Here is a 12,172-nt window from a genome sequence, read left to right as displayed (position 1 = left end):
TATAAAAAACAGCTGTAAATAGCTTTTTAATACCAGAAAAAAAGTAGTTATGTCAGTTTAATTTCTGCCTTTTAGCAGTAAATAGCAGCAAACCCAGCAATCGCTTGAGGTGAGCTGAATTGAATACGTAGAAAAGGAAGTGGAAACTTCTGGGATTTTCTGGAGAGGCATTTTGATAATTGACTTTTAAAGACTTTCGATGTCAATTAAATGGAAAATGGTGGTGGATACAATCTGAAATTGAGCACTAAAGGTATTTGTGTTCTTTTATTTCAGATTTTAATTTGTCGGTGTTGACTAATCCTATTTTCTTACCGATGGTTGTAATAAGGACTTCTTTCTTTAAACTTGAAATCACTCTAATTACTTGCTCATCAGTAGTTCCTGCAAAATCGGCAATTTCTTTTCTGGATAAATCCAAATCGATAACACCGTTAAGCTGACCGAATTTTTTATGAATATACAATAAGGTATCAATGACTCTTTCCCTTACGTTCATTTGGGCAATTTTTCTAATGTTATTCTCGCTTTTATTCAATTCTTCTGCGTAGAACAACATTAAATCAAAGGTGAATTCGGGAACATTATGAAGTATTTCCAGCATGTCTTCATTACTGAAATTACACAACATCGTATCTTCTAAAGCGTACGCTCCAATGTGGTAGCGCTTGCTCGTACCGAAGCCTCTAAAACCAACTGTATCGCCATCTTTGGTCAAACGCACAATTTGTTCTCTGCCGTGAATGCCTGTTTTGACAGTCTTTACTTTTCCTTTGTAAATAAAATACAAGCCTTGGATTGGCGCTCCTTCAATTATAAATTGTTGCGATTTTTTACAAGTGAAACTTCGATTTTTATCAATGTACTTTTTCATTTGTTCTAAATGAAGATGCTTTTTTATAAAACAATTTTCATTTACGCAACTGGTACAAGTGGCTAATTCTTCTTTCATACGTAGCTAAAATTTAAAAATCGTTTACAAAATGATGGGATGCATTCATTTATTTTAACCAAAAATATAAAATAATATTCATTTAATACGTATTAATACGTAAAAATACTTATTTTTACATTTCAATATCTTAGTTAGCGCTCAAATACAGCCTTTCATTATTAATAAAGAAATTCGATAATGCAAAATTCAGAAATCAAAACTACGTGTTCCTATTGTGGAGTAGGATGCGGAATTATAGTAACCAATGATTCTAAAAATGGAGTATCGGTAACTGGCGACAAAAACCATCCTGTCAATAAAGGAATGTTATGTTCCAAAGGAATGAACCTGCATTATGTAGTCAATGACACTTCTGACCGAATCCTATATCCGGAAATGCGATGGAGCAAATCACATCCTATGGAACGTGTGAGCTGGGATACGGCTTTGGAACGTGCAGCGGCAGTTTTTACCTCTATCATAAAAAAACACGGTCCTGACAGCGTTGGATTTTATATTTCTGGACAATGCCTTACTGAAGAGTATTATTTGGTAAACAAGCTCGTAAAAGGATTTCTGAAGACCAATAATATCGACACCAACTCTCGCCTATGCATGAGTTCAGCAGTGGTGGGTTACAAAAAAACATTTGGTGAAGATGCAGTTCCCATCGCTTACGACGATATTGAACTCGCCGATACCTTTTTGATAACAGGTGCCAATCCGGCTTGGTGCCACCCAATTCTTTTCAGACGTATCGAACAACACAAAGAAAAGAATCCAAAAGTAAAAATCATTGTAGTTGACCCCCGAAAAACAGATTCGGCCTTAAACGCCGACTTGCATTTACAAATCATTCCGGGGACTGATATTATTTTATACCATGCTTTGGCCAAAAGGCTCATCGAACAAGGATATGCCGACACTGATTTCATTAAAAACCACACTGAAAATTTCAAACTATATAAAGATTTAGTTCTTGCAAGCTCGCTAGAGAAAGCATCAAAACTTTGCGGAATACCCGTAAACGATATCAAATTAGCCGCAGACATCATTGGCAAAGCCAAAGGATTTCTTTCGCTTTGGGCTATGGGACTCAACCAAAGTGCTATTGGCGTAGACAAAAACACCGCTTTACTCAACCTTTCTTTACTCACCGGACAAGTAGGAAAACCGGGCTCTGGGCCTTTTTCATTGACGGGTCAACCCAATGCTATGGGCGGTCGTGAAGTGGGCGGAATGGCAAATTTACTCGCAGTTCATAAAGAATTGAACAATCCTGTTCACCGAAAAGAAGTTGCTGATTTTTGGGGAGTGGAAGACATCTCCGAAAAACCGGGATTAACGGCAACTGAAATGTTTGACGCCTTAGAATCTGGAAAAATGAAAGCGATTTGGGTTATTTGCACCAATCCGTTGGTGAGTTTACCCGATTCCAGAAGAGTGGAAAAAGCATTGGCTAATGCCAAATTTGTTGTGGTTCAAGAGATTTCTCATAATGCCGATACCTCAAAATTTGCCGATTTATTATTACCCGCTGCGGGCTGGTTAGAAAAAGAAGGTACGATGACAAATTCTGAAAGACGAATTTCCTATTTACCAAAAGGCATCAATGCTCCGGGAGAAGCACTTCCCGATGTGGAAATCCTGACTCGATTTGCTAAAAAAATGAATTTTAGCGGGTTTAATTTCAACACCACCGAAGACATTTACAAGGAATATTGCCTGATGACAAAAAACACCAGTATTGATATTTCCTTTTTAAATTACAATCGATTAAAAAACGAAGGTACTTTCCAATGGCCGGTTCCAGATTATGGACATCCCGGAACGCCTCGTTTATTTACGGATAAAAAATTCTATACGCCTTCGCAAAAAGCAATTTTTAATCTGCCGACAGCGATTGAAAACACCTCGGAACAACCCAGCAATCAGTTTCCGTTTATTTTAACAACGGGACGCATTAGAGACCAATGGCATACGATGACCAAAACGGGAAAAGTATCCCGATTGATGACGCATATCCCAAGTCCGATGCTGGAAATAAATCCTATTGACGCCTACAAAGCAACCATAAAAAGCGGCGATATTGTAGTAGTGACGAGCAAAAATGGGACTGTTCGCGTAAAAGCAAAAGTATCTGATTCTATTAGGGAAGGTGTCCTTTTCTTGCCGATGCACTGGGGAAAACAACTGGAAAATGATTTGAACAGAACCAATAATTTGACCAACACCGTTGTAGATCCAACCTCGAAAGAACCTGATTTTAAGTTTACCACCGTTGCTGTTGCCAAATATGTGAAACCTTTTGAGAAAATCGCAGTCGTTGGCGCTGGAGCAGCCGCTTTCCGATTCATTCAAAACTACAGAGAAATTAATACTTCGGATGAAATTATTGTGTTTTCGAATGAAGAAAATCCTTTCTATAACCGCGTTTTATTGCCGGAATATGTAACGGCAGAACTTTCGTGGGAACAGCTTTTGAAAATCAAAGACGAAGCCTTGAGCAAGCTCAACATCACGATGAAATCAAATGTTTCAATTGATACCATCAACACTAAAGAAAATACAATTCTAGATAGTGACGGCATCGTTCATACTTTTGATTCCCTGATATTAGCAACCGGAAGCCGACCTTTTATTCCTGAAAATGCGCAATTGTATCTGCCGGGACGCTTTACCATAAGAAAAAAAGAAGATGCAGACCGATTGAAAAACTATCTGGATGACACTAATTTGCCTCCCGAAGAGCAGCATGTTGTTATTGTAGGCGGTGGATTATTAGGATTGGAATTGGCCGCAGCCTTGAAACACAAAAAAGTAAAAATCACGATAATTCAAAGGGCTTCCCGATTAATGGAACGTCAATTAGACCGAATCTCCAGTAAATTACTGGCCGAAGAAGTACAGCTTCGGGACATTCAAATTTATTTTGATAATGAAGTCAGCACGGTATTCGAAACAGAAAATCCGAACGAAATTGAAATTGCCCTGAAAAGTGGTCGAATTATTACTGCCAATGCCATCGTGTACACCATTGGAACCATCCCAAATATAGAATTAGCCAAAGAATCCGGAATTTCCTGCGGGCGTGGCGTAAGAGTAAACCAGTATTTACAATCGTCGAAACCAAATATTTTTGCCATTGGCGAAATAGCCGAATTCAACAATCAGTTATTCGGAATCACCTCAGCGGCTGAAGAACAAGCGGATGTTTTGGCAAATTTTATGGCCGGCGACATCAGCAGTTTTTATAAAGGTTCCGTTTTAATGAACATCCTGAAACTCGAAGACATCAACCTATGCAGCATTGGAGAAATTGAAATTCCAGAGAATGATGATTCCTACGAAGAAATTGTGTTTTCTGATTTGGGAAAAAGATACTATAAAAAGTGTATCGTCAAAAACGATTTGTTAGTAGGTGCTATTTTGATGGGCGATAAAAATGAGTTTGCCGAATTCAAAACCATGATTGAAAGCAAAATCGAATTATCGGACAAGAGAAATACGTTGCTGAGAGGAAGTTCGAATGTGAAACCCGTTTTAGGAAAACTCGTTTGTTCTTGCAGCCAAGTGGGAAGCGGCAATATTGAAGAAGCCATAAAAAGCGGCGTGACTAATTTTACCGAATTATGCAAAACCACCGGCGCCGGACTGGGTTGTGGAAGCTGTAAAACCGAAGTAAAAGAAATTTTAGCAAAAAATAAATAATAGTGGTCAGTGATCGGTGGTCAGTTTACAGTCAGTAACTGAACACTAATTACTGAATACTGAACACTAAATAAACATGGAATTGACAAGACTAATAGTAAAAGGAGGCGTGATTTCACCAGGTGAATTGCGAGAAATTGTAAATATGGGTTTAGAACAAGGGCTGGATTCCATCTCCTTTGGTTCTCGACAAGATATTATATTTCCAAAAGATTTTACGGCGGTAGATAAGGAAAAAGTAGGTAAAAATCTTTTTGTACATCCCAATGAAAAAAGCGGAAATAACATTGTTTCGTCCTATGTTTCCACCGATATTTTTAGGAATACACCTTGGCTTACGGGAAATAAATTTTTATATATTTTAGAACAATTCAAGGAACATCCCAAGCTAAAAGTTAATATCACCGACCCAAAACAACAGTTGGTTCCTTTGTTTACAGGACACATCAACTTCATTGCTTCGGATCACGAGGACTACTGGTTTCTATACATTCGTTTGCCAAAATGGGACAAAATGGAAATGTATCCCGTACTGATTTACAGCTGGAATATTGCTGAAATATATTATGAAATTGAAAAGAAACTTATTGAAGAACCAGATTCAGTTGAAATGATTTTTCAATTGGTCAGCGATGCTTTGGACACCAATAACAGAACCATAGACAAGCCCTTGAACATTCCTTTTTACCCATTTCCGTATTACGAAGGCATGAACCGATTGGGAATTGACCAATATTGGCTGGGTTTGTATTGGAGAAATAACCTTTATGATTTAGACTTTTTGAAAGAAATGTGCGATTTGTGTTTTGATTGTAAAATTGGAAAAATATGCATCACGCCTTGGAAATCATTTATCATAAAAGGGATTCCAAAAGACAGAAAATTAGACTGGGAAAAATTCCTGGGCAAAAAAGGAATTAATGTGCGTCACTCCTTATTGGAACTCAACTGGCATTTACCCGTTGCGATGGAATGGGCGTTGAATCTCAAAACTTTTCTGGTTCGAACGCTGGATCAGTTTGACATCAGTACGTACGGACTTACTTTTGGAATATCAGAATACAACCGAGATGGACATTATTTCACTTCGATTATAGTAGAAAAAAATGAGTTGCCAAAAGACTTGGAATCCATAAAAATTAGAGACACCTATAATGTTTTGTATGCTAAAAATTTTGACCCAAATACCAAAGAATACATTGTTCATGCGCAAGATGTTGACAAACTGGAATTGCCAACCATTTTGATTGAATTGAGCAGAAAATATTTTGATGAATTAGGAAATCAAATTGCCGAAGTACCTGCAAAAGCTACTAAAAAAGAGACAACAACACAAGATATTCATCAATGTCCGGAGTGCTTGACTTTATACAATTCTGAATACGGCGATGTTATTCAAGGCATTGAAAAAGGAGTTTTATTCAAAGATTTACCCGAGGATTACTGCTGTTCTTTATGTGAATCTCCAAAAATAAACTTTGTCGTATTAGCCGGAGAAAAACTGGGCACTTTGTAAAAAGCCATTTGTAAAAATAAATAACGCATCTAATGAACACTACTTTCAAAACGGTAAGTTCCTCACATATCACCATTTCAGAATTAATGCTGCCTTCGCACACTAATTTTAGTGGTAAAATTCACGGAGGTTACATTTTATCCTTACTCGATCAAATTGCTTTTGCCTGCGCTTCCAGATTCTCCGGGAATTATTGCGTAACGGCTTCTGTAGATACAGTGAATTTCTTAAAACCTATTGAAGTCGGCGAATTGGTAACCATGAAAGCCAGCGTAAATTATGTGGGAACGAGTTCTATGATTATTGGCATTCGAGTAGAAGCCGAGAATATTCAAACCGGAGTCGTAAAACATTGCAATTCGTCTTATTTTACGATGGTTTCCAAAGACAAAGAAGGAAAAAATGCTCCTGTTCCCGGATTAATTTTAACCAATCTAAAAGAAGTGAGCAGGTTTCAAAACTGCGTGAAACAAATCGCTTTGAAAAAAGAAAGAGAATACCAAAGAAGCATTGCGACTTTTGGATCTATTGAAACTATTTTGAGTTTAAATCAGTATAATGTCAAGGTGGAATTGCAGTAATAATTAATGATTATTAAAATAAAACTGCAACTTCCCTCAATGTTGTATGCTATCGTTATCCTATACAATTTATAGATAATCCTGTCGGATGGGTGTAAAAACATCAACTACCTGACCAGCTTCAATAATTTCAATAGAATGTTCCATATTGGCAGGAATCGAATAAGTATCTCCTTCAGATAATAAAAATTCTTCTCCAGAGAATTTCAATTTGTATTTCCCGGAAATAACATAACCGCTCTGTTCGTTAGGATGTTTATGAAAAGGAACAAAATCAGTTGACTTATACAGCATTTTTGTAACCATGGAGTCTTTACCAATGGAAAGAACGACAAAATCAACTCCCAAAAATTGTTTTGAGACGGCATTTTCTTTTTTTACTATATTTTTCATATTCTCTACAATTGATTGTTTAAATTTAATTCCATTTGGATATTACAGCGCTTGTAAGGTGTGGCTAGCCCAACTACTTTCTGGAAGCCTAACTTATGATATAGATTTATTGCGGGTTTCAGAATGGTATTACTTTCCAAATATAATTTGGAAGCACCCAATTTCTTCGCAGCATCCACAACTGCCTGACCAAGCAATCCTCCGATGTTTTTGCCTTGTGCATTTGGTGAAACTGCCATTTTTGCCATTTCAAAATCATAGTTGGCATGATTCATTTTAATGAGTGCGCAAACTCCAACTGGTTCATTATTGTATAACGCAACGAAAATCTTCCCGCCTTTGTCCAGAATATATTCTTTTGGATTATCCAAAGCTTTATAATCGGCTTCTTCCATTTCAAAGTATGTGGAAATCCACTCTTCGTTTAGCGATTTAAAAGCGGACTGATATTGAGGAGTGTATTCCATAATCTGGACGTCTTTACTTTCACGCAGTTTTTTTTGCTCCTGTACTCGTCTAAACAACGACTTTTGTTCCAACAAAAATTCCCATTCTTCAATTGCTTTCCAAAGGTTGTGTGTGGCTTCCGTTATAATACCTTCAATTGCGGCATCAACATCAGTACATTGCACCTTAATTTTTTCCGAAAGCAATGTTCCTTTTTGGGTTAACCCCACGAGAGTCCTGCGTTTATCCTTTGATTTTAGATTTTCCTGAACCAATCCGGAAACCGTCATTTCTTGAATGATTTTAGTAACCGATGGTTGAGAATGTCCTATTTCATTAGCGATCTCGGTAATGGTCTTTTCGCCCTCTTCTGAAAGGACAAAGAACACGGGAAACCATTTTGGAGAAAACTCCACTTGGTATAATTCATAAATTTGGGCTGCGTTTTCGGTTACTGTAGCGGTCAGTAAACGTAACCGACTACCCAAAGCCATTTTTCCTGTTTTTTCGAATATTTTCATGTTGTATAATTAATTACATAACTAGTTATGCAAATATAAAAATTAATCTTTATTCTCAAAATTTATTTTTAAATTCTTGATAAACAAAAAATGGGTAATTATTTCACAATCAGATTGTAAAATAATTACCCATTACTACTATATAGACTTTACTTATCAAGAAAGAAAGCCGAAGAACTATGCTACTTTCTACTCAAAGCACTGCTGTCCACTCTTGATGGCGTATCTTTTCCGTTTACTATAGTAGCAGAACTGATGGCAATGGCTTTAATGATTTGTGTCATATTCACCATATCAAGAGTTTCTATTTCATCACTTACTTTGTGATAATTAGGTTCGCTGTCCATTTTAGACGTCGATATCGTATGTGCAGGAACACCTAGTTTTGCTAGAGTCGCATTATCGGAACGATAGAATAATTGTTGTTCAGGATAAGGATCTGGATAAAACTTAAACGCTGATCCTTGTAAATTTTTCTGAAGAATTTCTCCCATACTTGATTTTTCAAAACCAGTAATATAAGCCGAATTTTTACCCCATTTTGATTCCGTTCCAATCATTTCCAAGTTAAACATAGCCACAACTTGCGCTGGGTCGAGTTGTTTCGAAAAATATTGCGCTCCATAACCGCCAATTTCTTCTGCGACAAATGTGGTAAACAATATCGTACGCTCATTATTGTTTAGTTTCTTGAAATACTTGGCGAGCATGATTACGGCTGTAGTACCGGCGGCGTCATCATTGGCACCATTATAAATAGAATCGGTAGCATCGTGCTCCACTCCTTCAGCTGGAGAACCAACACCTAAATGGTCATAATGTCCGGAAAACACAACATATTCATTGGGTTTGCTTTTGCCTTTCAAAACGCCTACTACATTATTTAATGCATTTTTTGTAATTGTATTGGTGCCTTCTATTGAAAATTGAGTCGCATCAGTTGGACCAAAAACAAACACCACCGAATTTCCTCCAGGACTAGCAGTCATTTGTGGAATGTGTCTCATATTTGGGATTCGGGGTTTAAAAGAAGCATCCACAAGAACCAAAAGATTTTTTTCGCTCTGATAATATTCGTAAAACTTTGGGCCAAATTTATCTCCGGCATTTATTTTCACAACCTGAACATCACTTTTTTCAGTCATAGCAAGTTGCGGTTGGTAGGAAAAAGAAACCACATCCGCTTTATCTATCGCTTTACCATCAATCAGCACATTTAAAGAAACATTTTTAGACTCCGTCATAGAAAATTCCTGCTTGAAATCTTTGGCTCCGTTAAATGTTTGCAGTCCTATTTTCTTAAATTCAGATTCAATATAAGAGGAAGCCTTATCGATACCCGGAGTAAACGCTCTTCGGCCTTGCATATCATCCGCCGAAAGCACTTTCTCTATCTTGGTAACGTCTTTTGTATTGATAATTTTATTGATGTTCTGGGCCTGCAACATACAAGTTGAACAAAGTACAACGGCACTTAAAACAATTTTTTTCATAAAGTATAGCTTTTAATAACAATAGGTTCTACAGTAAGAGTGCAGTATTGAAATTGTGTTACAGTAAAACTAATAAAAAGGTTTGGCCCTATTTACAATTTGGAGCAGAATGATTGCCTTTTCAAGAACGAAACCTCCTGCTGTCCGCTGTATCTCTCCACTGCGTTACGAGGATGCCGCTACCATCAGGGCTAGGAATCACGAACTTTTTTCATAATGACATTTTCACAATCTGTTTATTATCAACGCTACCGCACGAATCCTTTCGTGTGGTTCGTTATCATTAAATAGTAAACATTCTAAAAACAACTACCCCGCTACCGCACGAATCCTTTCGTGTGGTTCGTTATCATTAAATAGTAAACATTCTAAAAACAACTACATCATCAATTAACCCTTTTTGACCTGAATAATCAATAGCACTACTGTATACATAATCTTCTGCTTTATAAACTAAGCCTCCTTCTACAGGATTATTGTGTACATAATCTATCTTTTGTTGAATAACGGCATTGCTCCACAACTCAATAGGTTGATTATCAAGACGCCAAAATTGATAGTGTTTTACATTTGAACTTTTTTCAGCTTCTTTTTTAAAAAAATCCAATAAGAATTCTTTTCTGCTCTCTCTTGGATTTTCTTGTATACTTTTTACAATTGATTGACTGGTAAACCGTTTTAAATCACCAATCAATAATTCAGGCTTCTGATCCTTTATACTTCTAAAAACTAAATGCACATGATTACTCATAATGCACCAAGCATGAACTTCTAATCCTTTGTTTTTTTGACAAAATGCTACACTTTCAAGAAATAAATCTTTGTACTCATTACGAGTAAATACATCTAACCAACCTACCACTGCAAAACTTATAAAGTACAAACCCTCTGGATTATGAAATTTATAATTTCTACTCATCGTTACTGTTTTTAAGATTAAGTTTAGTTATAATTTACACGAACCACACGAAAGGATTCGTGCGGTAGCGGGGGTATTATAGATACTCCATTATTTCAAAAGTATCATGTAATATTTCGTTTAATGATTTATCGTGTTCTTTTAATATTGATTCTTTGTCTATAGAATTACCAATACAAATTAAGTTTGTATCCGTTTTGAAAAATTTTTCTTTGAAAAATTCAATTTTTGTGTCTTTGGATTTATTGTCAGCAACTGAAATTATTGTTTGAGTATCATTTGGACGATTTTTACAGATAAAATCTAAAATTTTTTCCTTGTTATTCCCATCTAAATCTTCTTTAAAAATACTATCTAAAATCAATGGAAGTCTATGAATGTTTTCTGTTTCATTTATAACTTTGTTGAATGCAAAATGATAGCTTAATACAGCTAAATGTAATTCTACACCTTGAAATGGAAAACTTGATAATTCATAAACATAGTTAAATCTGCTGTCTTCAGTTTTAGGAACATCAAGTTTTATATTGTTTATATTATAAAATTCTTTGAATTTTTTATTCTTAATAAATCTTTCGCTTTGAATGTCATCGTCGTCTTTAAAGGATTGTAATTCTTCTTTTAAGTCATTGATTTCTTTTGCTAATTTTCCAATATTTTCATTTATTGATGTATCTAATTTAATATTAGCTTGAGTCTTTATCCATTCATCAAGAGTAATATTTTTGTCTGAATAGATAATATGTTTATGATAATCTTTTGCTAACAAACTTCTTAATTCTTCTATTTTCTTATTTGTAGAATTTAGTTCAGATTGAATTTTTTTATTTTCAGATTGAATTTTTTCTTTAATTTTTATTGTATCATTTTCTTCCTGATAGTATTCATAAATCTGCTTTGTATCAATAGGTAATATTTGTTGACAAATTGGACAGTTGTCTTTACCTGGGAATTGATGATTGTGATTTCTAGAAACTTTTGAAATTACTGATAATCTTTGGCTGTTATAAGTTAATTGGTTTGATTGCTTTACATATTTGTTCTCAAGTTCTAACAAACTTGCCTTTCTATTGGTTAGCTCATTAATAAATTCTTGTCCTTTGCCTTTAAAAGAATCATCAAGTAATTTTGAACTTTCAATAACAGTATCATTTTTTTCGAAGTTTAAATAGAAATTATATTTTTGATTTTTATCTGCTAATTGAATTTCTAACGCTTTTCTTTTTTCTTTATCTTCAAGTTTGGTAATACCTAAATAATAATCTAAAAAATCTTCCTTAAAGTTTTTGTAGAAATCTAAATTACTAAAAGATTTTCTTAAATAAACCCAACCAACATCTTGTGAAACATAATACGGTAAAAATATTGTTTCAATTGGTGCTTTTGATATTCCATTTTTAGTTTCAAGTAGTAAATCAAAGTTTAGCAAACTATTAAAGAATTCTTTAAGTTTATAATGTTCTACAGAACTATTTCCGCCTATTCCGTTATATGTTGTAACTTTATTTGTTTTTGAATCTTTGATGAATAAAGTTTCATCTTTTTTGATTGTCCGCAATTACCCATAATTAAATAAAAGGCTTATATTTGATAAAAAAAGAGCGATGAATCTATTCAATTTTACAGCAAATTTTGGGAGTGAAGAGTCTTGTAGACT

General features: G+C 35.2%; 9 protein-coding genes. 3 read left to right on the top strand and 6 right to left on the bottom strand.

The genetic code is table 11. The features are described 5' to 3' along the window. Positions 1-247: 247 nt before the first annotated feature. Positions 248-952, bottom strand: coding sequence for a Crp/Fnr family transcriptional regulator (locus tag QLS31_RS12390; protein ID WP_099713648.1), 705 nt, complete (start codon positions 950-952; stop codon positions 248-250). A gap of 180 nt (positions 953-1,132) precedes the next feature. On the opposite strand from QLS31_RS12390, the gene QLS31_RS12385 reads away from it, so the two are divergent. The 3 genes from QLS31_RS12385 to QLS31_RS12375 all read left to right on the top strand — a co-directional run bounded on the left by QLS31_RS12385 (position 1,133) and on the right by QLS31_RS12375 (position 6,742). Further along, a complete protein-coding gene (locus QLS31_RS12385) occupies positions 1,133-4,645 on the top strand; it encodes a nitrate reductase (RefSeq protein WP_282744125.1) in 3,513 nt (1,170 codons plus the stop codon). A 76-nt stretch (positions 4,646-4,721) separates the two neighbouring features. Continuing rightward, positions 4,722-6,161, top strand: coding sequence for a rubredoxin (locus QLS31_RS12380; protein WP_282713165.1), 1,440 nt, complete (start codon positions 4,722-4,724; stop codon positions 6,159-6,161). A 32-nt stretch (positions 6,162-6,193) separates the two neighbouring features. Then, the gene (locus tag QLS31_RS12375) at positions 6,194-6,742 is read left to right on the top strand and encodes an acyl-CoA thioesterase (RefSeq protein WP_099713651.1); all 549 of its coding nucleotides are present in this window, start codon (positions 6,194-6,196) and stop codon (positions 6,740-6,742) included. A gap of 69 nt (positions 6,743-6,811) precedes the next feature. Here the strand turns inward: QLS31_RS12375 and QLS31_RS12370 are convergent, their stop codons facing one another. The 5 genes from QLS31_RS12370 to QLS31_RS12350 form a co-directional block, all read right to left on the bottom strand. Then, positions 6,812-7,135 (bottom strand): cupin domain-containing protein, encoded by a 324-nt coding sequence (locus QLS31_RS12370; protein WP_282744124.1) that lies wholly within the window; start codon positions 7,133-7,135, stop codon positions 6,812-6,814. Positions 7,136-7,140: 5 nt separating this feature from the next. Beyond that, positions 7,141-8,103, bottom strand: a complete 963-nt coding sequence (locus QLS31_RS12365; protein WP_282744123.1) for a bifunctional helix-turn-helix transcriptional regulator/GNAT family N-acetyltransferase — start codon at positions 8,101-8,103, stop codon at positions 7,141-7,143. A gap of 182 nt (positions 8,104-8,285) precedes the next feature. Then, positions 8,286-9,596, bottom strand: a complete 1,311-nt coding sequence (locus QLS31_RS12360) for a M20/M25/M40 family metallo-hydrolase (protein ID WP_282744122.1) — start codon at positions 9,594-9,596, stop codon at positions 8,286-8,288. 352 nt (positions 9,597-9,948) lie between these two features. Beyond that, positions 9,949-10,515, bottom strand: coding sequence for a transposase (locus QLS31_RS12355; RefSeq protein ID WP_282744121.1), 567 nt, complete (start codon positions 10,513-10,515; stop codon positions 9,949-9,951). 76 nt (positions 10,516-10,591) lie between these two features. Continuing rightward, a complete protein-coding gene (locus QLS31_RS12350) occupies positions 10,592-12,073 on the bottom strand; it encodes a hypothetical protein (protein WP_282744120.1) in 1,482 nt (493 codons plus the stop codon). Positions 12,074-12,172 lie beyond the last annotated feature (99 nt).

This window comes from Flavobacterium sp. XS2P24 (assembly GCF_030010285.1).
Taxonomy (GTDB): domain Bacteria; phylum Bacteroidota; class Bacteroidia; order Flavobacteriales; family Flavobacteriaceae; genus Flavobacterium; species Flavobacterium algoritolerans.
This window is presented reverse-complemented; position numbering and strand designations above follow the sequence as displayed.